Origin of the sequence: Nostoc sp. ChiSLP03a (genome assembly GCF_034531215.2) — a bacterium.
Lineage (GTDB): Bacteria > Cyanobacteriota > Cyanobacteriia > Cyanobacteriales > Nostocaceae > Nostoc.
This window is the reverse complement of sequence record NZ_JAVRBQ020000167.1, coordinates 1-24,446: the sequence shown is the minus strand read 5'-3', so window position 1 is coordinate 24,446 and position 24,446 is coordinate 1. Positions and strand designations below refer to the sequence as shown.

19 protein-coding genes and 1 pseudogene are annotated in these 24,446 nt (G+C 39.9%); 13 read left to right on the top strand and 7 right to left on the bottom strand.

Annotated features, from left to right (window positions below; all coding sequences use genetic code 11):
• The first annotated feature begins 11 nt into the window (after positions 1 to 11).
• The gene (locus RMY32_RS28470; RefSeq protein WP_322711938.1) at positions 12 to 1,577 is read left to right on the top strand and encodes a hydantoinase B/oxoprolinase family protein; all 1,566 of its coding nucleotides are present in this window, start codon (positions 12 to 14) and stop codon (positions 1,575 to 1,577) included.
• 3 nt (positions 1,578 to 1,580) lie between these two features.
• On the opposite strand, the gene RMY32_RS28465 is transcribed toward RMY32_RS28470, so the two are convergent.
• Together RMY32_RS28465 and RMY32_RS28460 are read right to left on the bottom strand one after the other, a co-directional pair.
• Entirely contained in the window at positions 1,581 to 2,396 is an 816-nt protein-coding gene (locus RMY32_RS28465) for an alpha/beta hydrolase (protein ID WP_322711937.1), read from the bottom strand.
• A gap of 55 nt (positions 2,397 to 2,451) precedes the next feature.
• Positions 2,452 to 2,844, bottom strand: coding sequence for a carboxymuconolactone decarboxylase family protein (locus tag RMY32_RS28460; protein ID WP_322711936.1), 393 nt, complete (start codon positions 2,842 to 2,844; stop codon positions 2,452 to 2,454).
• 203 nt (positions 2,845 to 3,047) lie between these two features.
• Here RMY32_RS28460 and RMY32_RS28455 point away from each other — a divergent pair, with 203 nt between their 5' ends.
• The gene (locus tag RMY32_RS28455) at positions 3,048 to 3,464 is read left to right on the top strand and encodes a (2Fe-2S) ferredoxin domain-containing protein (protein WP_322711935.1); all 417 of its coding nucleotides are present in this window, start codon (positions 3,048 to 3,050) and stop codon (positions 3,462 to 3,464) included.
• A 147-nt stretch (positions 3,465 to 3,611) separates the two neighbouring features.
• On the opposite strand, the gene RMY32_RS28450 is transcribed toward RMY32_RS28455, so the two are convergent.
• From RMY32_RS28450 to RMY32_RS28440, 3 genes are all read right to left on the bottom strand, one after another.
• Positions 3,612 to 4,181, bottom strand: coding sequence for a nuclear transport factor 2 family protein (locus tag RMY32_RS28450; RefSeq protein WP_409884200.1), 570 nt, complete (start codon positions 4,179 to 4,181; stop codon positions 3,612 to 3,614).
• Positions 4,182 to 4,719: 538 nt separating this feature from the next.
• Entirely contained in the window at positions 4,720 to 10,137 is a 5,418-nt protein-coding gene (locus RMY32_RS28445; RefSeq protein WP_322711933.1) for an AAA family ATPase, read from the bottom strand.
• A 185-nt stretch (positions 10,138 to 10,322) separates the two neighbouring features.
• Entirely contained in the window at positions 10,323 to 10,859 is a 537-nt protein-coding gene (locus RMY32_RS28440) for a nucleotidyltransferase family protein (RefSeq protein WP_322711932.1), read from the bottom strand.
• Between the two features lie 194 nt (positions 10,860 to 11,053).
• Here RMY32_RS28440 and RMY32_RS28435 point away from each other — a divergent pair, with 194 nt between their 5' ends.
• The 3 genes from RMY32_RS28435 to cobO all read left to right on the top strand — a co-directional run bounded on the left by RMY32_RS28435 (position 11,054) and on the right by cobO (position 13,240).
• Positions 11,054 to 11,569 carry a hypothetical protein gene (locus RMY32_RS28435; protein ID WP_322711931.1) on the top strand — a complete coding sequence of 172 codons (516 nt, stop codon included), beginning with the start codon at positions 11,054 to 11,056 and terminating at the stop codon, positions 11,567 to 11,569.
• Positions 11,570 to 11,765: 196 nt separating this feature from the next.
• Complete coding sequence (locus RMY32_RS28430; protein ID WP_322711930.1) at positions 11,766 to 12,221, top strand: GFA family protein; 456 nt, start codon at positions 11,766 to 11,768, stop codon at positions 12,219 to 12,221.
• Between the two features lie 341 nt (positions 12,222 to 12,562).
• Positions 12,563 to 13,240: a cob(I)yrinic acid a,c-diamide adenosyltransferase gene (cobO, locus tag RMY32_RS28425; protein WP_322711929.1), complete on the top strand. Its 678-nt coding sequence runs from the start codon at positions 12,563 to 12,565 to the stop codon at positions 13,238 to 13,240.
• A 367-nt stretch (positions 13,241 to 13,607) separates the two neighbouring features.
• Here cobO and RMY32_RS28420 read toward each other — a convergent pair whose 3' ends face one another.
• Positions 13,608 to 14,438, bottom strand: coding sequence for a peptidoglycan-binding domain-containing protein (locus tag RMY32_RS28420; RefSeq protein ID WP_322697410.1), 831 nt, complete (start codon positions 14,436 to 14,438; stop codon positions 13,608 to 13,610).
• A gap of 593 nt (positions 14,439 to 15,031) precedes the next feature.
• On the opposite strand from RMY32_RS28420, the gene RMY32_RS28415 reads away from it, so the two are divergent.
• Positions 15,032 to 15,229, top strand: coding sequence for a hypothetical protein (locus RMY32_RS28415; protein WP_322711928.1), 198 nt, complete (start codon positions 15,032 to 15,034; stop codon positions 15,227 to 15,229).
• Between the two features lie 498 nt (positions 15,230 to 15,727).
• Here the strand turns inward: RMY32_RS28415 and psaB are convergent.
• Positions 15,728 to 17,960 (bottom strand): annotated as a pseudogene (gene psaB / locus RMY32_RS28410) (photosystem I core protein PsaB).
• Positions 17,961 to 18,607: 647 nt separating this feature from the next.
• On the opposite strand from psaB, the gene RMY32_RS28405 reads away from it, so the two are divergent.
• From RMY32_RS28405 to RMY32_RS28375, 7 genes are all read left to right on the top strand, one after another.
• Complete coding sequence (locus tag RMY32_RS28405; RefSeq protein WP_322711927.1) at positions 18,608 to 19,705, top strand: M24 family metallopeptidase; 1,098 nt, start codon at positions 18,608 to 18,610, stop codon at positions 19,703 to 19,705.
• A gap of 109 nt (positions 19,706 to 19,814) precedes the next feature.
• Positions 19,815 to 20,918 carry a galactokinase gene (gene galK / locus RMY32_RS28400; protein ID WP_322711926.1) on the top strand — a complete coding sequence of 368 codons (1,104 nt, stop codon included), beginning with the start codon at positions 19,815 to 19,817 and terminating at the stop codon, positions 20,916 to 20,918.
• Positions 20,908 to 21,294 carry a signal peptidase I gene (locus RMY32_RS28395; RefSeq protein WP_322711925.1) on the top strand — a complete coding sequence of 129 codons (387 nt, stop codon included), beginning with the start codon at positions 20,908 to 20,910 and terminating at the stop codon, positions 21,292 to 21,294. The genes galK and RMY32_RS28395 overlap by 11 nt, the downstream gene beginning before the upstream one ends.
• A gap of 739 nt (positions 21,295 to 22,033) precedes the next feature.
• Positions 22,034 to 22,768 carry a hypothetical protein gene (locus tag RMY32_RS28390; RefSeq protein ID WP_322711924.1) on the top strand — a complete coding sequence of 245 codons (735 nt, stop codon included), beginning with the start codon at positions 22,034 to 22,036 and terminating at the stop codon, positions 22,766 to 22,768.
• Complete coding sequence (locus RMY32_RS28385) at positions 22,743 to 23,297, top strand: efflux RND transporter periplasmic adaptor subunit (protein WP_322711923.1); 555 nt, start codon at positions 22,743 to 22,745, stop codon at positions 23,295 to 23,297. Before RMY32_RS28390 ends, RMY32_RS28385 begins: the two co-directional genes overlap by 26 nt.
• A gap of 145 nt (positions 23,298 to 23,442) precedes the next feature.
• Positions 23,443 to 24,153 (top strand): efflux RND transporter permease subunit, encoded by a 711-nt coding sequence (locus tag RMY32_RS28380; RefSeq protein ID WP_322711922.1) that lies wholly within the window; start codon positions 23,443 to 23,445, stop codon positions 24,151 to 24,153.
• Positions 24,059 to 24,340: an efflux RND transporter permease subunit gene (locus RMY32_RS28375; RefSeq protein ID WP_322711921.1), complete on the top strand. Its 282-nt coding sequence runs from the start codon at positions 24,059 to 24,061 to the stop codon at positions 24,338 to 24,340. The genes RMY32_RS28380 and RMY32_RS28375 overlap by 95 nt, the downstream gene beginning before the upstream one ends.
• Positions 24,341 to 24,446 lie beyond the last annotated feature (106 nt).

The window sequence follows — 24,446 nt, the reverse complement described above, 5'->3', positions numbered from 1 at the left end:
AGGAATTAAAAATGCACACAACATCTCAACCCGATCCTGTTCGCTTAGAAATCTTTAAAAATCTCTATCAATTTATCGCCGAACAAATGGGAATTGTGTTGCAAAACACCGCCACATCAGTGAATATTAAAGAAAGGCTGGATTTCTCCTGCGCAATTTTTGACTTATCGGGATTATTAGTAGCAAATGCACCCCATATTCCTGTACATTTAGGCTCAATGAGTGAAAGTGTTCGCAGTTTAATTAACGATAAAGGCGACACTCTAAAACCGAGAAATGTCTATCTATCTAATAACCCTTATAACGGCGGAACCCACCTTCCTGATGTCACTGCAATTACCCCTGTTTTTTTGGAAAATAGTGAAAATACTTTATTCCCTACCCCCCTATTTTTCGTTGCTTCTCGCGGACATCAAGCAGATATCGGTGGAATTACTCCTGGTTCTATGCCTCCACACAGTACCACAGTAGAAGAAGAAGGAATTCTTTTTGATAATTTTCTCTTGGTTGAAGAGGGAAATTTTCGAGAAACCGCAGTCAGACAGCACCTTGCAAATCATACTTATCCTGCTCGTAACCCCGATCAAAATATCGCTGATTTTAAAGCTCAAATTGCTGCAAATGAACGGGGAGTTCAAGAACTTTGTAAAATGGTTTTACAATACGGGGTTGATACTGTTCAGGCTTATATGACATTTGTGCAAGTTAATGCTGAAGAGTCTGTTAGACGTGCGATCGCAGTTCTCAAGGATGGCTCATTTACTTATAAAATGGATGATGGGGCGCAAATTAAAGTTAAAGTAAATATCCACCTAGAAAACCGCAGTGCTACCATTGATTTTACTGGAACTTCTTGGCAACTAAATAGTAATTTTAATGCTCCTAAAGCTGTAACTCAAGCAGCAGTCTTATATGTCTTTCGTACTTTAGTTGACGATAATATTCCTCTCAATGCTGGGTGTCTTAATCCTTTAGAAATTATTATCCCAGTTGGCTGTATGCTCAACCCAACCTATCCAGCCGCAGTAGTCGCGGGTAATGTCGAAACTTCTCAAACTATTGTGGATGCTTTATATGGTGCTTTGGGTGTTATGGCTGCTTCTCAAGGAACGATGAATAATTTTACTTTTGGTAATGAGCAATATCAATATTATGAAACTATCTGCGGCGGCTCTGGCGCGGGGATTAATTTTGATGGCACTGATGGTGTTCATTCTCACATGACTAACTCTCGTTTGACCGATCCAGAAGTTTTAGAAACTCGTTATCCTGTACTTTTAGAAAGCTTTAGTCTTCGTCTTGATAGCGGTGGCAAAGGAAAATATTCGGGTGGTAATGGAGTTGTCCGCCGCATTCGATTTCTGGAACCGATGACAGCTAATATTCTCTCTGGTCATCGGGTTATTCCCCCCTTTGGATTAAATGGTGGGGAAGCAGGAAAAGTAGGACGAAACTGGATACAACGTCAGAATGGAATTGAAGAGAATTTAGACAGTACAGCAACAGTAGAAATGAAAACTGGGGATGTTTTTGCGATCGAAACTCCTGGCGGCGGTGGTTTTGGTAAATTATCTTAAGAATCAAAAATTGCTATAAGTTGGCTTCAACTTCCCCAGAAAATTGAGCATAGCTGAAACTACAGCATCCGGCGACTCAATCAAGAAGCCGTGACCACCACGTTCGATGACTACAAGTTCAGCATTGGGAATACCTTGAGCAAGTTGTTGAGAAAACTTTAGCGGAGTGAGAATATCTTGTTTACCAACCATAACTAAGGTAGGACAACGAATTTCTTGGAGGCGGTTTATTGTGTCACTGTTAAGGATGGCTTGGCTGTGATGATAAAGTGAATGAGTTGCAGGCGGGAAAGGATATCTGATCGCAAATTCAATCAGACCTTCGATCGTGCCAGGAATTGAGTAGAACGTATCTGTAAATATCCAGGGCAATATGACTTTTTCATAAAGTTTTAAGTCTACATGACTTGGAAGTTCGCCCCAAGTCTCAATGATGCTGTTGAATAATGCATCACCTTTTGCCAAAGATGAAAGTAGCATTAGACTTTTTACCTTTTCAGGGTATGCTAACACTAGCTCTTGAGCTATCTGACTACCCATTGAATGACCTGCTAAATGCACCCGATCGATGCCGATGCGATCGAGCAATGCTGCAACGTCACTAGCCATCTGTTTGAGACTATAGGGGTTTTCGGGAGCAGAACTTCTCCCCATACCTCGGTTATCCAAGCGAATGACTTGATACTGCGAAACCAGCGATGGCATAATCAGCGACCAATAAGCATGATCGCAAAGAAAGCCAGCTATTAATAGCAAAGGCTCACCCGTTCCTTTAATGTCGTAGAACAAATCAATCCCGTTAATCTGAACCTTGGGCATAGTAAATGATTCTGCTAAACCTTATTTTTAAGTAGGGATAGACAAGGCTAAATTCCTACGTCTTGAATTTCTCGTCCACCGGAATTTGATAGCCATTGGCGAGGCGATTGGTCATATTAGCAGTAGCTGCGATCGCCATTAGCTCCCCGAACATAGTATCATTCATACCCTTGGCACGCGCTGCTGCTGTGTGCGAAGCGATGCAATACTCACAGCCATTCGTTGCACTCACAGCAATATAAATCAGTTCGCGCATCAGTGGATCGATCTCACCAGGGCTAACCATCACTTCCTTTAACGCTTGCCACGTTCGTTGCAGGGTGGGAGGATGGTTGGCTATGGCTTTCCAAAAGTTATTGATGTAGTCATTTTGACGTGTAATGCGGATGTCGTCATACACTGCACGTACTTCGTCGCTGGCTTCTTCGTATTCAATCAGCTTAGTCATGTTTTGATTCCATATAGTTTCCCCAGCGAGTGGGAACCCCTAGATTGTAATACTGAGTTGCAATTAAAGATAGTAATATCATGTCCCTTTGACATACCGTCTACAAACGACTTGGCATAGACTAGCATTTCTTGGGCGATCTACTAGAACAGACTAAACAGGAAATTTACACTATCTTGTCAGATAAATAGGTGGGGTAGTCTATGAAAAAATTCCTACAGCGTATTAAAGCATTACTCAAACGTATCCTCAAGAGGTCTGCATCCAATTCTCAGCAACCATTGCCTCTAAGAAATACTCGATTAGAAACTTCTATTCCAACTGTTTCTCCCCGATGGGAATCTGGTTTAGTGCTTGTGTGTTCGCAATGTGCAAACGAGCGGTTAGGCTCAACGGCTTCCGAAGACTTAGAGAATTGGTTGAAATCTCGTTTAAAGTTTGAGGGATTATGGGGTGATTTTCGGGTGGTTAGCACCAGTTGTTTAGGAGTTTGTCCCCGGATGGGCATTACTGTAGTGATTGTAAGTAATGGAAGTCACGGTAATAGTCCGTGCTTAATTGTAAATCCTCAAAGCGATCGCGAACTTCTCTATTCATATATCAAGCAGAATAAACACTGACTGCAAAAGTTGTTTATCTTGCACTATATTTTACTCAAGTGGCAAATAAAAAAGGGGATGAATATTTGAATTCACCCCTTTTTCCAGTCATCAGGGAGGTAAAGAATACTTATCCAACCCGTGTTCGTGTTATTCCAATCTCAAGAATTATTCTTTTATACGAGGTATATTTGGTCTTACAAAGGTGGCTGAAGAATTAGTACTTCGGGCATTAGTGCTTGAAGAAGCAGTAGTTGGCGAACTGAGATTCAAGAAATCAATGAGTTTAAGGGTACGATTACGAATTTTCCAGCGCCCATTTCTGTTAACGACTTGATCTTCATAAGTGCCATTAGCTACATCAATGCTGGTTTCTGAGCGTTTGTGAGTCGCATGGAGATAAGAAGTCATCGTTGCTTGATTATTTTGAATTGAAATGTTTATTGTACCCATCAAGTGTTGAGTAGCCGTGTAACCATTTCCTTGAAATACTGAATAGACAAAATCTGCCCAAGAATCTGTCCCATAATTTGTTTGAGTTGCCCCATCAGGAAAAATAGCGGTGAGGACTGAATCTTGAGTAAAACAATCTCGATAAATATTCTTTCCTTCTTGGAGATTTCCTCTACCAATAGCGTCAGTTCCCAGGGCGTAACACGATGTTAATTTTTGAATTTCTAATTCTGCATTAGGTTGAGTTGCACTTGCTACCTCAAACTTACCTCCAACAAACAGCACAAGAGTAACTGCAAGCGCAATCAAAGTTATACGATTTAACAAAAACGAAATAGCTTTTGAAACTATTCCCCCATTTTCTCTTCTTTTTTCCACAAGATGATTCCCTTAATTAGTTACGATTTTTGCATCTTGTACTTTACTACAAACTAAAGTTTAGGCTAACAATTTTAGCCCATAAAAATTGTCTAATATGCTTGTAGACTTCACTAGTAATTGACTTTTATATCTGCTAGAAAATCTTTTTTCTAGTAAATGATAAAGCTAGTACATACAAGAGTTGATGTATACAATTAGTTATAACAGTTAATTAATGAGTTACAAGTGCTAATTGTGACTAAGTTTGTGTTGATTTGATTAAGTAATAAAGTCACTACTTACATACAGGACTTACGCAACCATCATCCTTGAGGAACAGTAAATTTATCGAAAATTCACTTGCTCAAAATTGGCAATGCAGATATAATAAACCAATTTAATCAAGAATACTGCAAACCGTCCGCGCCCATACCGAAATTTGAGGAAAACTATCAAAAATTCCTTATTCTCCCAAAATTGGAATAGAAATTATAAATTGTGTTCCTTGTCCCAAGACTGATTCACAAATCAAATTTCCACCATGATTTTCAACTATAATTTGCCGACTAATGGATAATCCTAATCCCGTACCTTTTCCTACACATTTGGTAGTAAATAAATTTTCAAAAATGCGTTCTTTAACTGCTTCAGGCATTCCTTTGGCATTATCTTGAATTTTAATTACCACCTTGTCATTATCTACTTGTAAATAAGTCTCAATAGTAATAATATTAGGATACTTTTCTTGAATTTCTAAAAAATCACGACCGATATTTGCTTCTTCTAAAGCATCGATTGCATTTGCAATAATATTCATAAATACCTGATTCAATTGTCCCAAATAGCATTTTACTAATGGGATATCTGCATAGTGCTTAATAATCTTAATTGCTGGACGATTACGATCGGCTTTCAGACGATGTTGTAAAATCATCAAAGTACTATCAATACCTTCATGGATATTAGCTAATACTTTAGAGGTAGTATCAGCACGAGAAAAAGTACGGAGAGAGGTACTAATATTACGAATGCGCTGTGTCCCTACTGTCATCCCATCAATCATTTTTGGTAAATCTTTTAGCAGGAAATCTATATCTATTTCTTCGGCTTTTTCTTCAATTTCAGCACCAGGATTAGGGAATTTTTCTCGGTACATTTGCAGATAGTCTATTAAATCTTTAACAATATCTTTTGCTTGGGTAATACTACCTGTAATAAAACCAACAGGATTATTTATTTCATGTGCTACACCTGCAACTAAATTACCCAGAGAAGACATTTTTTCACTTTGGATAAGCTGTAGCTGCGCCTCTTGTAAATCTTTTATCGATTGTTCTAACTCTTTAGATTTATCTTGCGCCTTTGTGTACAAACTGGCATTTTCTATTGCAATAGCCATTTGAGAAACTAAGACTTTTAATACCTCTACCCTTTCTGGAACAAAAGCCCCTGATGATAACTGGTTTTCTAAATAAATAATACCAGTAAGCTGTGATTGGTACATAATCGGCAAACAAAAGATTGATTTTGTTTGAGATTTTTGAATATAGATATCAAAATTAAAAGGTTCCGTAATTATTGCATCATTTAGTACAATATATTGCTGAGTTCGGAGAACATAATTAATTACAGATAGCGGTAAATCTTGATAAGTTTCAACAGGAATAGAACGTAAAACTGTCACTACATCGTCAGTAGCATTTCCAGAAGCTTCAATATACAGGTGATTATCTTTAAGTAGGAGTAGTGCTGCTTTTTGTGCGGCAGCATTTTCTAGTAAAATTTGGATCAGCTTACCCAATAAATTTTCTAAAACAATTTCATTAGTAATCGCTTGTGAAAATTTAATGAATGCATTAAAATCTAGAAAATCGCTTAAGCTGCTATTGGTAGTAGTATTAGTGGTAATATGAGTTGTATCAAGTTTTGAACTAGTGTTTTCTATAGTAGTAGTTTGTCCTACGAGAAAAACATACTTTGATTCTAAGTGTTTAACTTTAGCGATCGCACCCCAGCGAATATAGGCATAATAGGCTTTAGTTATATAAGTTTGATGAATTAATTCTTTACCTAAAGACTGATAAAATTTTCCAGCCAACTCATAGGCTAAAGCTTCTTCTTGGAGAAAACCGTTTGCTTGAGATTTGGCAATCGAGTTTTCATAATAGTCCATTGCTTCTAGCTTTTGACCCAAAACCTGACACCGTTCTGCCTCGACGAGATAAAATCTATGTAAGTGATTGGTGGGAGCATGAGTAGCCCAGAGTTCCATCTTTTGCTGATTAGCTTGGACTTTTTCTAGAATTGCTTGCTTCTCAGACTCTTTAGCAGTATGATATATTGCCAAGTGAGCTAAAGAATCGTAGAAATAAAACACTGGGACAACAAACAACCCTGTAACACCACCTAAAGAGTTTTCTGCGATCGCAGCATTTTCTACAGCTTTAAAATACTCTCCAAATATGTAAGAGAGCATTAGCTTATTAACAAATAAATGGTTAATTGTGTAAAGGTCATTTACTTGCTGATGAATTGGCAGCATACTTTGCTCGTTGTAGGCTTCTCCAATTAAACAGTCCGCATTTTCAAAACTTCCTTTCAAGTTCAGTACTGTTTGCAAATACACTGAGTTCCAAGTGAAAGCTACTTGCTGCTTAATTTTTTTCAGCGAATCACAATAAGCTATCAATTCTTTTTCTAAAACCCAAAGTTCTTTACCCAGCCAAAATGAATGATAGGGATAAATGTAACCACAATAACCAGCATATTCTAAATCCCCAGTCTCCAGACCACTAGAATATCCTGACATTGATGATGTTAATGTCTCTCTTACATGCTCTTTCCAATGCATAACATGGGCACTAACAACCGTCAGAATTTTCGCCTTGAGTTCTTCAGCATTAAATTGTGACACCAGATGTGAAGCTAATTTCCCAAATTCATAGCCAGAATCAATTTCTCCTTGAATTCCACAAAGAAGTAATCCATAAAGACTATAACCATAAGCAGATACAGCTGTATTTCCATACCTTAGGGACAAATTGACCATTTTACAGACAATAATTGGCATCATTGCCGGAGCAGTTTGAAAAGCCGCAGGTAGAACTCCCATTAAGATTCTCATAGCTGCAATCTTGTTAGGATCGTTCATTAATGGTAAATTAATTAAATCTGCAATGGCTTTCCCTTTCAAAGAAACAGCAATTTCATCCATCCCCTGTTGAATATCAGTTGATGTCGGTTCGTCTGGAAAATTTATTTCTAACAATTGCAGAATTGATACTGCGGTTTGAATAGCTTCCAATTGCTTGCTTTGAATGATAAAAGCGATAATCTGTACTTCATAGACTTTCACTTTATCTAAAAGAATTTTGGCTTTCTGCTGCACCACCTCAGCCCATATTTGCATCTGCTCAAAATCACCACCCAAATAGGCTGCTTCTGCGGCTCCTTCATATAAACCGATGGTTAAGGTATATTCCGTTTGCCAAGCGTCTATATTTAAAAGTTCTATTCCATTTGTGAAGTATTTAAGAGCAGCTTCGTAAGCTGTAGAAGCTTTAGCTTTTCGTCCTGCAATTAAATTTAATCGTGCCAATTCAGTTTTTTCAGATTGCTCTATCAGGTTAACGATACCTACATTTAACTGATTGACTATATCAAAAATATTAGCTTCTATTTCCTCTTTAGGTATATTTTGAAGAAGCAATTGCCCAATTCTTAGGTGAGTAGATTTTTTCAGTTCTTTTGGAATTAACGAATATGCTGCTTGTTGTACTCTGTCATGCAAGAACTTGTAACCCACTCGTGAAGTATCAAAATTTAAATTAACCGCTTCTTCTTGATTAAAAACTAAAGGTATACGGTAAGCTTCACTTAATGGCAGAATTAATCCCGCTTGCAAAGCTGAGTGTAAATCATTTGCTGTCAAAGAAGGTGATTTTTCATTGACTATCGATAAAATATCCAAACTAAATCTGTCACCCACACAAGCTGCTAATTTTAAAACATCTTGGGTAAACTGTGGTAGTTTTTCAACTCGGCTGGCAACTAATTCAACTACATTCTTATCGGTGATCCCAATTGCTTGAATATCCTCTATACTCCATTGCCATTTAGCATTAGCAAAGTCAAATGTTAATAGTTTTTCTTGATGAAGAACCTGAATTAGTTGTGTTATAAAAAATGGGTTTCCCCCTGTTTTGTTACAAATTAACTCAGCTAATTTAATAATTTCTTTGTTAACTACTCCATTTTGGTTAACCTCTGTTTCTTGAATAGTCTCGGCAACGAACTGAGTTACATTATCTAAATTTAAAGGTTGTAATACAATGTTATTAACAACCATGCCATTATGCTTAATTTCTTCTATCTTTTGGATTAAAGGATGTGCTGAACTAACTTCATTATCTCTATATGCCCCAATAAATAAAAAATATTTGCTATCAGTATCAGTTATGAGCAGTTGAATTAGATTTAAAGTAGCTGAATCTGCCCATTGTAAATCATCTAAAAAGATGACTAATGGGTGTTCTTTTTGAGTAAAAACTTGGATAAATTCTTTAAAAACATGATTGAAACGATTTTGTGATTCTGTTGCCCCAATTTGGGCAACTTCCGGCTGGGTACCGATGATTAATTCTACTTCTGGAATTACATCAGTAATAACTTTTCCATTTGTTCCTAAAGCTGATAATATTTTACTACGCCATATTTCTATTTTTTCATTATTCTCGGTCAGCAAATATCGCATTAAATACGCAAAGGCTTGAATTAGAGAAGCATAAGGTATATTGCGTTTTAACTGGTCAAATTTACCAGAAATAAAGTACCCTTGTCTGCGAGTAATTGGTTTATTAACTTCATTGACTAGAACTGATTTACCAATCCCAGAATAACCAGAAACTAGCATCATTTCACTAGTTCCAGATGTAACTCGCTCAAATGCAGCTAAAAGTTCATTAACTTGTTCTTCACGACCATATAATTTTTGAGGAATTAATAACTGGCTTAATATATCTAAACGACCTGGCACAAAATCAGTAATGATTCCCTTTGTTTCTAACTGCTTGAGACATGATTCTAAATCTGCTAATAATCCTGTAGCACTTTGATATCTGTCTTCTGCATTTTTTGCCATCAGCTTCATCACAATTTCAGAGATAGCAGTAGGAATTTGTGAATTTAATGATTGCGGGTTTCTCGCTTTAACTGCAATGTGACTATAAACTACTTCTAAAGGGTCTTGGCTAACAAATGGTGTTTTCTCAGTGAGCATTTCATATAAAGTCACACCAAGGGAATAAAAGTCAGTACGATAATCAAGAATGCGATTCATTCTCCCAGTTTGTTCGGGAGACATATAGGCAAGTGTGCCTTCAACACAGTTAGGGTTATTAAATTGGGGATTTTCCTTATTGAGACGGGAGGCTATACCAAAGTCAGCGAGTTTAACAATACCTGTTTGGGAGTTAATTATGATATTGTTAGGTTTGATGTCTTTATGAATAATCTGATTATTATGCAAATAATCTAAAGCTTTAGTCAGTTGAATAGCAATCTTTAAATGGTTAATTAAGTCAAGCTTTTTTGTTTGGAGCAGTTGAGATAAAGACTGACCACCAAAGTCTTCTAACAATAATCCCACACGGTTTTCAAAGGTTTCTAGACTGATAGCTTTAATTATATTTGGATGGTCTAAACCTTGCTGAATTTGATACTCATTTTTAAGGCGAGTAAAGGCTTCAAGGGTCGGATATTCATTTTTAAGCAGCTTGAGGATAACTCGCTGTTGCGTCTTTGGAGTTTGTGCTTGATAAATAATTGTTTGGATTCCTTCGTGGAGAGTGGAGTTAATTTGGTATCCAGTACGATTTGGCATTGATTTTTGCCTATAAAGTTATAAAATTAACATTATCCCTGTTCTATCGTGAAAGGGGTTCTAGTTTAATTATTCCCAGTACGTAGAAAATTATTAACATTGCGCTTCAGTATCCAAGGGTTGTAAATTAAAAAGCGATAATTTCCTGGTAACGAAAACTAGCGGCTAAAATTTGACTGTAACTTTTACGCCAACCGCAGATAAGGACACTTCTGTAAAAATCCAGATGCCTTATTATGGGCATCCAAATTATGAGTATGCGTTGGCGTAGGTCGAATAATGCCGCCAAATAGGTCATCTAACCCGTAAGGTGTAAAAAATTGCCATTGTTTTTGAGCATTTAGTCGAACTCCCACAGCAGTAGCGGTGTGCAGCCAATCTGTGATGCCATCTTCTGTACTAGTATAAGGTCTGCTACCAAGCCGCCAGCGAGCAAAACTGGCTTGATTTTTGACATCAAACTCGTCATCAGGAAATTGTTCTGTGAGAGTAGCTTTTGCTGCTAGTTCCTGGGAACGGTTCCCCTCTATATCAAAGAATGCAATATCAAAATCTTTAATACCCAACCCACAGCCATTGCCAAAAATTGAAGACCAAACGGTGTTTCGGACTGCACCTCCGGCTAACCACCAGTTAGGCAGATTTAGTTGAGCGATCGCAGGTAATACTGTATTAATACGTGTATCAGCTAAAATCATCTGTAGGCGAGTGTTACTATTCATATCAAATTCCTAGGATTGTCAAGTAGAAGATGAAAATATTATTATTCGCATTTCATTAAACTTACGGTGTTGATAGTTTTGTTGTGACACTTTACAGACCAATGTTTATCAGAAGAACTTCTGTAGTCATAGTATAAAGAAAACAGGTTGGAGAGAAGGTTAAATTGTGAATTTATAATTTAGAATTTTTATTTATGGAAGATTTATTTGCGCGACTAGAACGCACATTCAATCCTGAACTGCCTTCCTTAACAGAATCACAACAAAAACTCCTTCAAGAACTCAATATTAAGGAAAATCAACCCGGTACGATTCTGCATGACTTTCAAACTCTGATAGATTTCTTACAACCAAATGGAGTGGAAGTTAGTAGTATTAATAATCTTCTACCGCTAAAAGTCCTATCAGAAGTTAATTCTCAGTTAAGTCACCCAATTGAAACTAAACTCAAACGCCCCGTACAGAAATCATACCCCTACATTAATGGACTATATTTGTTATTACGCAGTTCTGGAATAGCCCAAATTAAATCCCAAGGAAAGAAGCAGGTTTTAGCTTTAGACGCCGCAACTTTGCAATCATGGTCAAGCCTGAATCTAACAGAACGCTATTTCAACTTATTAGAAGCTTGCTTGATTTGGGGAAATAATGAAGTTTTGGGCGAACATCAAGATTCATTAGGGAATTTATTTAGATGTATTCAACTTTGACCCCGCGTCCCAGATGAAGGTTTAAAATTTCCTAAATATGAAGAGCAAAAAGAGTGCAAAAAGCAATTTTGTAAGAGGTCTAATGAAAATATATTCATGTCTAGATGTCTTATATTCTTGTTTAATAAAACCCGCTTTCATACTGAAGTAGTTTTAGTTACAATACAGTAATACAAATTGTTAGGAGATAAAAACTGTGAGTTTTCCATATACTGGAGGCTGTCAATGTGGACAGATTCGTTATGAAATTCATGCCCAACCATTAACACTTTACCTATGTCACTGCAAGGAGTGTCAAAAACAATCGTCTAGTGCTTTTGGAATGTCTCTTACAGTGTTACGAGATGCTGTTGTAATTGTTCAGGGAAAACCGAAAGCTTGGACTCGGAAAAATGATACCGGCCGTGAAGTAAATAACCTGTTTTGTGGCGACTGCGGAACGCGATTGTTCCACGAAAGGACTTACAATCCAAATACGATCAATGTCAAAGCTGGAACCTTAGATGATACAAGTTGGTTACGCCCAGTGGGTAACATTTGGACACGCAGTGCCCAGTCATGGGTGATAATTTCAGACCAATTGCTCAACTATGACGAGCAACCAGAGGATACGCAGGCTTTATGGGAAAAATGGAAACAACAACATCCATAATTGCATAACTTATGATACTAGATAGACATCATACTCCTGATACTTAAAGTATCTAACTCATGACTGTACCAAAAGAGATAATAAAATTTTACTGGTAAAATGCTTTAATGAACATATTAAATTATTTAAAACAGTAATAGTAAACTCAAATTATAAGTTCAGTTTGTGTATCATATATAGTCCCACCTGTCTGCAAATCATTAATAAAGCTAACAGACTATTAATATTTCACATGAAAGCTTACTGGACATTTTCAATCAAGTAATGTAGGTAAAATTGGATAATTAAGGCGATTTTAGTTCATTTTCAACACTTTTAACAGTTATTTCTAGACAAGCTTAATGAAACACGATACATCACCAGAATTGAACCCAGACCAAGAAATTGGGCGCTTAATTGATGAGGTAATGTCTTCATCTCTGACAGATGAACAGTACCGGAAAAAAATGCAGCGACGCAAAGAAGTGCAAGACAAGCGCATAGCAGAAGCTGTACCAGAAAAAGGATTAATTATTGTAAATACTGGTAACGGTAAGGGTAAAACCACTGCGGCTTTGGGGATGGTGTTGCGATCGCTCGGTCATGGGTATAAAGTAGCGATCGTCCAATTCATCAAAGGTAGCTGGGAACCTTCCGAAAAAAGGGTCTTCAGCTATTGGGAAGACCAGATAGAATTTCACGCAATGGGCGAAGGCTTTACCTGGGAAACTCAAGACCGCGATCGCGATCTTGACAAAGCTAGCGCCGCCTGGGAAAAATCGTTAGAATACATTCGCAACCCAGACTTTCATCTAGTGTTGTTAGACGAAATCAATATCGCCCTCAAAATGGCTTACTTGCCAGTAGAAGACGTTTTAGCAGGTTTGGCGCAAAAACCCGCTAACAAACACGTTATTCTCACAGGTAGAGGCGCACCACCTGCTTTAATTGAGCGTGCTGACTTAGTAACTGAAATGACTCTAGTTAAACACCCTTTCCGCGATCAAGGTGTAAAAGCACAACCGGGAATTGAATATTAAATCAGAATTCAGAATTCAGAACTTAGAATTTAGAATTGTTAAAAAACAGGTTTCCTACTCAGCAGAGATTAGAAACCTGGTTTTTAATTCTCGGATCTCATACCAATTTGAAAAAAGAATGCAACACATAGATAATATATATCACCAACCCTGCCCTTACTAAAGGGTGCGCGTCAGCGCGGGTGGGCTTATCTGTCGTAAACATTTTTTGAATTGGTATCAGATGTAAAAAAGCAGATTTCAAGTTGATGAGGTACACAAGCTAAGTCTGTTATCTAGGTAGAAAGCGTGTTTTACTTCTGTTGGCGCAGCGGGGCGTAGCCCATTCTGAATTCTGAATTCAGACTTTTGCTATCAGTCCCATTTGTTACTTCTTATTCCAAAGACTTAAAAATGCTTGAGAGATAGCTGGGGTAATCTGACTTTGTAAGTGATTTAGTGCATCACGATGATTTGCATTATTGTCATCATAATAAATAAACAGATTCGTCAGCTTGACAATCTCAGGATTTTGATCGTTTGTCCCCCTCCATTTGTTAGTAACTTTGTGTAAAACGTCCTTGGGTAGATTTTGTTGTAAGTTATTTAACGCTGCGATGTAAGAAGGATTTTGAGGATTCTTTTGGAATTGAAAGCATAAATCTCTCAGCTTTAGTTGTGACTGAGGCGGAGTCTGGGGCTTATCTGTCAGACTAGATTGCTGTAGAATTTGACGCTGTTCAATAGTAGCAATACCATTTTCAGTTAAACCCTGAGATTTCTGAAATTTTTTGACTGCTGTATAAGTAGCCGGGCCATAAAAAGGCTTGTTTGGAGGAATTTCAGCATTGGTTGCAAAACCATGAAACTTCAATCTGTTTTGAAGCCCGATGACTGTTTCTTCCATGACAGTTCGAGTCTCTGCATCAGCATTACCATTAACCACAAGTTTTTGTGAGTACTGTTTCTGAAACTTTTTAATAGCTTCTTCAGTAGGATCGTCTGTCAAAGAGTTGTTATTTCGCTTCCAGGGAGCAAATTTAGTGAGATCCGGCTTAGGATCGATCTCAGGAGCTAAATATCCCAATCCGATCAATATGTGACGGATGACTTCAGGGCTACTAACGGCCATGCTTTTTGGTTCCTTTGCGATTAAACTACCATTTAATGTATCTTGTTTTACAAAAATTAGGTAAGTAGAAATAAACAAATCTAACATTTCTTGTTTGCAAGGCGTTCTGAAGGTTAAGCGATGTGTGACGACAAGCTGCAACTCTTTGAGACGTTAGACGTATGCGACTACAGATAGTGAAAAAGAAAGAGATGCGATCGCTCATTCTCAACTATTAATGATACTACGTGTTAAGGGCACAGTATTGCTTATTGGTGTCAAAAGAGCTTTAGATGTTCCACAAGATAGCTCACAACGTCAGTGGTATTACCACGTATGACGGCTTGGAAAAAATGGTATAAATCGCGAAACACTATTTCTGTAGAAATGTTGACACCAATGAGTATTGTCTACCCTAACGAGAAATCTATATAACTCCAGACTGGATTTAAGATAATTTTGCTATAAGCCTTCTGATAGTGTATCTCTCTAAGAGGATGTCTGAAAACTTTTTAGTGTTGTATTTGAGACTTGTAGATCCCCCTAAATCCCCCTTAAAAAGGGGGACTTTGAGATAAATTCCCCCCTTTTTAAGGGGGGCTAGGGGGGATCGGGCGTAATGTTTAATACTTCTCAGACATCCTCTAAACAAAAAAGTTTAGTCTAGGGATGTTTAGTTATAAAAATGAGAGGTAATAGTTATGCCTAGTGGACATGCTAACCATAAAGGAACTTCTGATAAACCCAATGTTAATGCCAATGGAGTAATTGATGATGCTGCTGATAAATCATTAAACCCTGACGATCTCCTGTCGGAAGAGCAAACTAACACAGAAGTCCATAGAGTCGAAGAAAGTGTTAAGTTTCCTCCTGCTACCGAACGTCCAAGTGAAAAATAAAATACTAGTACCTGAAGTAACTATAGTACTCATATTTGATTTTTGAAATACGCGTAGTGGCATGGCAAGGCTAAAATTTTACAAAAAAATTGTAGGTTGGGTTGAATAATTCTGTTAATGATTAGATTTTAGTTTTTGTGAGTTTTTTAAACCCAACATTTTAAGCATGTCACGCTACTACGTCTAACTTTGCCTTGCTACGCTAACGCAATTAAAAAACTTAGAGATATAGCAAGGGACTGGGGACTGGGTGAAAAGCCTTTTTGTGTCTAAATTTTATCATCTGTTAATATCCTAACCATTTTGGCTGTTGCTATATCAAGTGTTTTAGGGTTTACATCTGTTTCATAATTTTAGTGAATTGGTATTACGCTTTTAGCGCACCTCATATAATCAATCTCTTTTTTTGGCGAAGGTATTGAATATACAAAAATCCCCCTTTAACCGGACAGGATAGAGGGGGAGATAGCTAAGGTCAGAGGATATCTCTCAAAAACTTCAACCGAATTTACCGGCGGTTGAAGCTATGAGGAATGCTGCATAGGTAAGGATGTAGCCAACTGTGAAGTGAGCTAGACCTACTAACCAACCTTGGACAATGGACAGAGCAACAGGTTTATCTTTCCAGCGAGCTAAGTTAGCCAGCGGAGTACGTTCGTGTGCCCAGACTAGAGTTTCAATTAACTCTTGCCAATAGCCACGCCAGCTAATCAAGAACATGAAACCAGTTGCCCAAACCAGGTGTCCGAAGAGGAACATCCAAGCCCAGACAGACAAATTATTTGTGCCGTAGGGGTTATAACCGTTAATTAACTGAGCGGAGTTAGCCCAGAGGTAATCACGGAATCAACCCATCAGGTATGTAGAGTTCTCATTGAACTGAGCAACGTTACCTTGCCAAACACCGAGATGCTTCCAGTGCCAATAGAAAGTTACCCAACCAAGGAGATTCAGCATCCAGAACATGGCGAGATAGAAAGACTGTTCCCAAGAGGAAGTTTGGCAAGTACCGCCCCGACCAGGCCCATCGCAGGGGAAGGTGAAGCCGAAGTCTTTTTTATCAGGCATCAATTTAGTACCACGGGCATCCAAAGCACCCTTGACACAAATCAAGGTGGTGGTGTGCAAACCTAAAGCGATCGCATGGTGAACTAAGAAATCACCAGGCCCAATGGTCAAGAACAGAGAGTTAGTGCTGGCGTTGAGCGCATCTGTCCAACCTGGCAACCAGACGTTAGCGTAGTTGGGCCAAGCTGTATAGGCAATGCTATCTGGGTTAGATAGTAAAGCATCCATGCCATACAGTAGTTTCCCGTGAGCAGATTGGATGAATTGAGCAAACACTGGCTCAATCAAAATTTGCTTTTCAGGAGTGCCAAAAGCAACTACAACATCGTTGTGAACGTATAACCCCAGAGTGTGGAAGCCTAAGAATAACGATACCCAACTCAGGTGAGAGATAATCGCTTCTTTGTGCTGAAGTACGCGCTCAAGAACGTTACCTTTGTTTTGTTCTGGGTCGTAATCCCGAACCCAGAAAATACCAGCATGGGCGAATGCACCAATCATCAAGAACCCAGCGATGTACTGGTGATGAGTGTACAGTGCCGCCTGTGTTGTGTAGTCCTTACCAATGAAGGCGTAAGGAGGCATCGAGTACATGTGCTGTGCTACTAACGACAGGGCAGTACCCAACGCTGCCAAGTGTATAGATAACTGGAAGTGCAGCGAGTTGTTATAGGTGTCGTACAGCCCTTGGTGCGGTAAGTTGAACTGACCTTCGGTTTGGATGCCAAAGAATTTTCTGGCGTTGAGCATCTCTTTGATGCTGTGACCAATGCCGAAGTTAGTCCGGTACTGATGATCGGCAACGATAAAGATAACTGCGATCGCTAAATGGTGATGAGCCATATCGGTCAGCCATAGCGATTCAGTCTGGGGATGGAAGCCACCCAAAAATGTCAGAATAGCCGTCCCTGCGCCTTGAGATGTGCCAAACAGATGCCCTGGTGTATCAGGATTCTGAGCGTATACACCCCAATCACCCCTCCAGAAAGGTGCTAAACCTGCTGGGTACGGCAAGGTAGTCAAAAAATTATTCCAACCAACGTGCTGACCGCGAGATTCGGGAATGGCAACGTGAATAAGATGTCCAGCCCAAGCCAGAGAGCTAACACCAAATAAACCTGCCAAGTGGTGATTTAGGCGAGGTTCAGCACTCTTGAACCAAGCCAAGCTAGGACGATACTTAGGTTGCAAGTGGAGCCAACCAGCAAACAAGAACAATGCTGCTAACAGCAACAAGAACACTGAACCTTGGTAGAGGTCATTATTCGTCCGCATCCCAATGGTGTACCACCAGTGGTAGACACCAGAGTAAGCAATGTTAACAGGATTAGTAGCACCCCCTTGGGTAAAAGCTTCTATTGCTGGTTTACCAAAATGAGGGTCCCAAATTGCGTGGGCGATCGGACGAATATGCAGAGGATCTTTAATCCACTGTTCAAAATTACCTTGCCAAGCAAGCTACGTGGAACAATAGACTAGATGCCCACAGAAATATGATTGCCACGTGACCGAAGTGAGTAGCGAAAATCTTTTGGTAAAGATTTTCCTCGGTCATCCCATCATGGCTTTCAAAATCATTTCCCGTAGCGATCGCATACCAGATCCGACGTGTAGTCGGGTCTTGTGCGAGATCCTGGTTAAATTTAGGATATTTTGTGGCCATGCAATTTAATTACATCTCCTTAAACGCTAATCCAAGTTGCTAGTTCTAACGAGTCAGCAACTTTTTACAATTGAATCAGCACCCTTTCAGCCTTGGATTGGAGGTCAATCTAAATAGCCAAAGCTGATGAGTATTGAGGATAAAACAGGCTTAATTCTTAGACTCACATCATTAGGCAAGATGATGCAATCCATTTCCATAGAAGTAATAATTTCAAAAATTTACTGACGATTACATCGTTCTTGAGAACTACCTTAGCTTGATGTGCGGTTCGCCTAAAGGAGTTAGTCGATGTGAAGTTAATCTGTAATTGTCAATACACATCAAAGAAAGAAGAATTCAAAATCAATTAGTAGATGTAGAGTATGCTATGCAGTAGGTTAATGTACGCTATTGCTCGTTCTTCCAATGATATTCTCGTGACTAATAATATCAAAGATTTTAGTAATATTGATAACTTACAATTAGAGAACTGGTGAGAAAATTAGATATAGATTAATACAATTAATACACTGCTATATCAGGATTGTTGAGTAATCCGACGGTAATAGCGATCGCTAGTGTACCATTTGGAATACCAACCTCAGACAGACGCAGACAGACCTAGATAAATTTGATAATTATCCGTATCTATCTGTATTTTCCCTATGAATGAGGAAGTCTCCAAAAAGCTAGAGTTAATCAGGCAAACCTTGCGTGAATCCGAAGTGCAAGGACTGCGTTTGCGTGGTACAGACTGGTTTTCCTGGGTGACGGCTGGCGCTTCTAATACCGTGCTGCTGACTGCTGAAACTGGTGTAGCAGAAGTATTAGTAACTACTGAAGATGCCTGGGTATTGACGGATGAAATTGAAGCGCAGCGTCTTCAGGATGAAGAACTGCCAGCTAATTTTAAGGTATATGTGAACCCTTGGGCTGATTATGCTGCCCGTGAGTCTTTCGTTCGTGATGTAACTGGCGGTGGAAAAACAATTAGCGATCGCCCCACCTCCAATTTATCCAATTTAGAAAAACCGTTACCCCCAACTCTGCAAAAACATAAACGGGTAATGATGTCAAGTGAATTAGAGCGATATCGTCAAGTCGGGCAAAAAGCTAGTCAGGCAATGACAGAAGTACTCAAAGCCGCCAAGCCAACTTGGACAGAATATCAATTAGCGGGTGCGGGTGCAGAGGCTTTATGGGCGCAAGGGTTACATCCAGCGCTGACACTGGTAGCGGGTGAGAGGCGTTTACCGCTGTACCGTCATGCCACAGCCACCGGAGAACAGATTGGACAGCAAGCAATGCTGGTGTTTTGCGCTAGAGGTTACGGTTTGTATGCAAATCTAACTCGATTTGTTTGTTTTGGTAAGCTTTCAGACGAACGAGCCGAATTGCATTCCCATGTGCGCGAAATAGAAGCAGTAGTTTTGAATTTGTGCCAACCCGGAACCAGTCTTGATGCAGTTTATCACGCCCTAGCTCAGGCTTATGAGCAACATGGATTTCCCAATGCCATCCGCGAACATCACCAAGGAGGAACCACTGGATATCTGGCGCGAGAAATCGTCGCCAATCCAACTACTACTGATACTTTGACAGAAGGCATTGCTGTTGCTTGGAACCCTAGTTTAGCAGGGGCGAAGATTGAAGATACTTTTGTGATTCTCAAGGATGGAAAGTTAGAAAATCTGACTTTCGATCCTAATTTTCCTAATGTTGAGGTAGAAGGAAGGTCACGCCCTGTACCTTTGTACAATTAAATAATTCGTAATTCGTAATTAAGTTTTGCAATGGGGATTTTAACCCCACCGCAAAACTTGCCGCTTGATAGAAGCGGGGAACTTAAATCCACAGAATTTGTTAAAAATTATGGATTTTCAACAAGTATTCGGTAAACCATTTGAAACTGAAGCCAGTGCGCCAGGAAGAGTAAATTTACTCGGCGAACATACTGACTATAACGATGGCTTCGTTCTGCCAACGGCGATTCCTCAATCCACGACGGTACAGCTAAGTTTGAGTAGCGATGCCTGCGGCGGGCTACGCCAACGCCATCATCACTTTTACTCGGAAAATCTCAACGAGCAAGTGAACATTTTAGATATAAACCATTCCCCGTCTGGATTTGCCAGTTATATTTTTGGCTGTATTGAGGTTTTGCAAAAAGCAGGACACACAATACCATCGCTTTCTGTCTACGTCAAATCATCGGTTCCGATGGGTTCGGGTTTGTCTAGTAGCGCGGCTTTGGAAGTAGCAACGCTGCGGGCATTACGCCAACTTCTCAACCTTCCCATTGATGATGTTGAAATTGCCCAATTTGCCCAGCAAGCAGAAATTCACTATGCTGGCGTGCAATGCGGCATCATGGATCAGATGGCTTCTAGTTTGGCTGATACTGAACATATCTTGTTTTTAGATACTCGGACTTTAGAACGCCGGGTAATGCCTTTGCCTGAGAATGCAGAGATTTTGGTGATTGATAGCGGCGTACCTCGCACCCTGGCAAGTAGCGGTTATAACCAGCGTCGGGCTGAGTGTGAAGAAGCGGCGCGATCGCTAGAAGTTAAGGCACTACGAGATATTACTGATGTTGAGGTAACAGAAAAACTACCCGAACCTCTACGGCGGCGTGCCCGTCATGTGGTTACAGAAGATAACCGCGTCTTGGAAGTATTGCAGGGAGTCTCATCTGAACGCTTTGGCGAATTGATGAACGCATCCCACGCCAGTTTGAGAGACGATTACGAAGTGTCCGTACCAGCACTAGATACTCTAGTCGAATTGTTGCAAAAAACTCCGGGAGTATATGGTGCAAGACTCACAGGTGCGGGTTTTGGCGGCGCTTGTGTCGCTTTAGTTGCAGCTGGTGAAGGAAGAAATATTGCAACCCATATCCTTGAACAATATAAGCAAGCAGGTTACACCGGGCAAATTTTGGTTCCTTCTTTGGAGTTAAGTGATGCAGCCTAAAGTTGTTTATGGAAACGCAGGCGTTGAAGGTGTAAATCGTTGGGGATGGTTCATGAGTCACTTTATCACCCCTGAAGACGATCCGCGTTCCACGGAAATGCTAGAAGTAAAGTGGGCTGTTCACAAAGCAGGTGACAGTAGAACTGAATGGGCAGTAAATAACCAAGCTGCGACACTTTCAATTCTCATTCACGGAGAGTTTCGCCTGCAATTTGAAGATAGAGAAATTTTATTATCTCGTGAAGGTGATTATGTTCTTTGGTGTGCAGGTGTGTGCCATTGGTGGGTTGCTGAGTCCGACTGCACTATTTTGACTGTCAGATGGCCTTCAAAGCCAGGTGATAGTGTTGCATTGCCTGGAGTGTCAAAGAGTTAGTTTGCTAAGTAATTGAGCATAATTAATATTAATTAGGTTCGATACTCGTTTATTTGTCAGGAATACTTTGCTTCTCAATATTAGATTTAAGATACAAAATCAGAGATTTAAGTAGGTTGGCTGAAATAATTATCGTTGCGATCGCCAAGAAGCATAAGTAAAAAGGGTTTGAGTTTTGTTTACTTTTCTTTACATAGTTGGTTTTTATTGTGCCAACTTACTTATCATTTTCAAAAATCTTTGATATCTACCCTACAAACTTAATTATCTCTATCTTTGGTATTTTTTTTAATCCGTCGAACTCACGTAGTATTAATCTAAAGATTTTTTGGAGATGAGTTTGTTTGACGTAAAGCCGTGATTCTCGTGAAAGATGCATCTAATGCGATCGACAAAATATCTAGACATATAGAAAATTTATTGCGAATTTCAAGTTAGTGAACTACACAAGCTCGCGTCTCAAAGCCAGGTATAAAACTTGTTTTATATCATATCCGCCAAATTATCCATAATAAAAAACCCCACCTCGCCAAAGCTGTGCTTTGTCTCCCCTGCCCGCAGGCGGGGAGGGGTGGGGTGATTAGATTTTAATAAGTAATCAAGCGGACATAGTATTACTTCTGAATTCTGAATTCTGACTCCTGAATTCTGCTGGATTGCGGCAAAACTGGAGTCATTAGGCTTTCTTAGATATCTGGGATTGACAGTGTATAGATTTAACTAATCAGCATTTGGTTTCATGCTAAAACGTAATTATCTACTTAAACACTTAAACTTTTTACTCGCAAATCCAGTATTAGTTATCGTACTAATGCTCACAGCATTGACTAGTGGTTGTCAAAAAAACGACCCGGCAGCAAATGCTCAAAGCCCGCCAGCATTGCCAGTAAAACTTCAAAAAATTGACGCAGGCACAATCGAAGAAAGTTCCGAGTTTGTGGGATCGTTGGAGGCGCAACAAAAAGTCATACTACAACCACAAATTCAAGGTCGAATTGAATCGATTCTCGTTTCGAGTGGTCAGCGAGTACAGCAGGGTACGCCGATCGCATCTTTGAGTTTAGATCAGGCTCAGGCCAATGTCGCCAGTTCGATCGCAGCTGCTAATTCGGTGCAAGCAGCATTGGCTACTGCTCAAGCAGAGCAACAACAAGCCGAAGCCCAACGTACCAAAGCAGCTGCAAATGTTCAACTGCAACGGACACAGTTCAATCGTAGCCAACAGTTGGTCAACGAAGGAGCCATAGCAAGACAAGAGTTAGACATTGCTAGAAATAATTTACAAACTGCTCAAGCAGACCTGCAAACATCTGAAAAGCAAGTCGCAGCAGCTAGAGCAGCCGTCCGCCAAGCACAGGCAAACATCCGTCAAGCTCAAGCAAGCACGGCTGCGGCGCGAGTCAGCCTCAATTTTAAGCAAGTGGTAGCACCCATTACTGGCGTAGTTGGTGAATTTCCAGTCAAGGTTGGATGATTATGTCAACATCGGACAAACAATCACCACACTCACACAAAACGATTCACTCGATCTCAATCTTTCTATACCTTCAAATAGATCGCGCCAATTACGAACGAACTTACCCGTGCAGCTAATCGATCCCACCACTCAGCAAGTGCTTGGTACAGGTGCGATTAACTACATTTCTCCAAATGTAAGTTCAAATCAACAGTCAGTTTTGAGCAAAGCCCGCTTTCGGAATTCCCAAGGGCAATTGCGCGATGGACAATACGTTAGAGCTCGCGTGATTTGGAATCGACAACCAGGTATCTTAATTCCCACCGTTGCAATTTCTCGCGTTGGTGGGCAAAATTTTGTGTTTGTCACCGAAAACAAAACCGTCAATGGCCAACAGCAGCAAGTTGTGCATCAGCGTTTAGTGCGCCTGGGAGATATTCAAGGGCCCAATTATCAAGTTATCGATGGACTTAAATCCGGCGAAACGATTGTAACTTCTGGCATTCTCAAACTTAGAGAAGGCGCACCAATTCAACCAATATCTTGAAGAAGGCAGAAGGCAAAAGGCAGAAGGCAGGAGGCAGGAGGCAGGAGGCAAGAGGTAAAAGTCTTACTATGCCTGGCATTCAAATTTTTAAAATGTCCTAACCTATGTGACTACCGCTATATCATAAATCCAGGATGGATAATTCATGATTTTTTCGATCGCGAATACCTTCATCAAACGCCCGGTATTAACTACCGTTTGCACTCTACTGATTCTGATTGTCGGTGGGGTGTGTATTCCGTTGCTGCCGCTTAATTACTTGCCAGATATTGCACCGATTCGCGTTCAAGTCTCAGCTTCCTATACTGGGGCGGATGTGGAAACTGTCGAAACTGCGGTGACAACTACGCTGGAGCGACAAATTAATGGCGTTGAGGGAATGCAGTACATGACCTCGAACAGTTCGGCAGGTAGTAGCCAAATTTCGGTATATTTCGGGTCGCAGGTAGATAAAAATATTGCTCAAGTTAACGTCCAAAATCGTCTCGCCCGTGCTACACCTCGCCTACCGACAACGGTGCAACAATTCGGTGTGACAGCACAAACATCTTCTACAAGTATTTTGTTAGTTTATGCTCTTTATCCCGAAAATAATGAGTATGACGCGCTGTTTATTAGTAACTATATCGATCTGAATTTGCGAGATCAACTGCTGAGAACGCCGGGAGTTGGGGATTTAACAATTTTTGGTGAAAAGCAATATGCAATGAGGTTGTGGCTCGATCCGAATGCGCTGGCAAGTCGAGGCTTAACTGTGGCAGATGTCTCTACGGCATTGCGATCGCAAAACGCAAAACATTCTCGCCGGAGCCGGAACGTTAGGTCAATCGCCTATCCCTCCAGGTCAAAGTTATGAAATTCCGTTGCGAGTCAATGGTCAATTTAAAGATGCGTCAGAGTTTGAAAATTTAGTTATTCAAGCCGGAAGTAATGGCAATTTAATTAAACTCCAAGATGTAGGTCGTGCAGAACTCGGCTCGGAGACTTACAGCAGCAATGCTAGAAATAATGGTATAGCAACCGCCAAGGCGGTTAAGCGATAAACTGGAAGTAGACCTTGATGAAAGCTCCAGTAGAACCTCTGGGAAACTGATGCCCAAACCTTATAGTTATGACCTCCGGCAAAAAGTGATCCAAGCAATCTTGCTT

Bases quoted from the DNA above. Each gene is read 5' to 3' on its own strand.
- RMY32_RS28470 (WP_322711938.1), top strand. From the start codon at position 12: ATGCACACAACATCTCAACCCGATCCTGTTCGCTTAGAAATCTTTAAA.
- RMY32_RS28465 (WP_322711937.1), bottom strand. From the start codon at position 2,396: ATGCCCAAGGTTCAGATTAACGGGATTGATTTGTTCTACGACATTAAA.
- RMY32_RS28460 (WP_322711936.1), bottom strand. From the start codon at position 2,844: ATGACTAAGCTGATTGAATACGAAGAAGCCAGCGACGAAGTACGTGCA.
- RMY32_RS28455 (WP_322711935.1), top strand. From the start codon at position 3,048: ATGAAAAAATTCCTACAGCGTATTAAAGCATTACTCAAACGTATCCTC.
- RMY32_RS28445 (WP_322711933.1), bottom strand. From the start codon at position 10,137: ATGCCAAATCGTACTGGATACCAAATTAACTCCACTCTCCACGAAGGA.
- RMY32_RS28440 (WP_322711932.1), bottom strand. From the start codon at position 10,859: ATGAATAGTAACACTCGCCTACAGATGATTTTAGCTGATACACGTATT.
- RMY32_RS28435 (WP_322711931.1), top strand. From the start codon at position 11,054: ATGGAAGATTTATTTGCGCGACTAGAACGCACATTCAATCCTGAACTG.
- cobO (WP_322711929.1), top strand. From the start codon at position 12,563: ATGAAACACGATACATCACCAGAATTGAACCCAGACCAAGAAATTGGG.
- RMY32_RS28420 (WP_322697410.1), bottom strand. From the start codon at position 14,438: ATGTTAGATTTGTTTATTTCTACTTACCTAATTTTTGTAAAACAAGAT.
- RMY32_RS28415 (WP_322711928.1), top strand. From the start codon at position 15,032: ATGCCTAGTGGACATGCTAACCATAAAGGAACTTCTGATAAACCCAAT.
- RMY32_RS28405 (WP_322711927.1), top strand. From the start codon at position 18,608: ATGAATGAGGAAGTCTCCAAAAAGCTAGAGTTAATCAGGCAAACCTTG.
- galK (WP_322711926.1), top strand. From the start codon at position 19,815: ATGGATTTTCAACAAGTATTCGGTAAACCATTTGAAACTGAAGCCAGT.
- RMY32_RS28395 (WP_322711925.1), top strand. From the start codon at position 20,908: ATGCAGCCTAAAGTTGTTTATGGAAACGCAGGCGTTGAAGGTGTAAAT.
- RMY32_RS28390 (WP_322711924.1), top strand. From the start codon at position 22,034: ATGCTAAAACGTAATTATCTACTTAAACACTTAAACTTTTTACTCGCA.
- RMY32_RS28380 (WP_322711922.1), top strand. From the start codon at position 23,443: ATGATTTTTTCGATCGCGAATACCTTCATCAAACGCCCGGTATTAACT.
- RMY32_RS28375 (WP_322711921.1), top strand. From the start codon at position 24,059: ATGTCTCTACGGCATTGCGATCGCAAAACGCAAAACATTCTCGCCGGA.